This is a genomic window from Erwinia sp. PME.40.26/001, from assembly GCF_055556675.1.
This window is the reverse complement of the sequence record NZ_JBVHNP010000441.1, coordinates 1-235: the sequence shown is the minus strand read 5'-3', so window position 1 is coordinate 235 and position 235 is coordinate 1. Positions and strand designations below refer to the sequence as shown.

The 235-nt window shown below is 65.5% G+C and carries 1 protein-coding gene; it reads right to left on the bottom strand.

Translation table 11 applies throughout. The annotated features are described in order from the left end of the window. Positions 1-235 (bottom strand): hypothetical protein (locus ACZ3HG_RS24895; RefSeq protein ID WP_465335223.1); only part of this gene is annotated, 235 nt, incomplete at both ends.

Below are 235 nucleotides of genomic sequence, written 5' to 3'. Positions count from 1 at the left end.
ATTCCGTTTCGATGTTCGGGGCGCCGGTGATTTCGATACGGTAGATGCCGCCTCCCCTGCCTTGTGGCCAGTGCGGGGCCACGCTGTCATCGATGCGGGTGACGTGTTCGACGACGATGGCGGCGCGGCCGGCGACCATGCCCTGAAGCTCGAAACGGAGACCGGCGGCGGTGCCCTTGCGTATGGTGCCAAGCGTGATCTCGATATCGCGCTCGGCAGGGACGCGTTCGTGGAC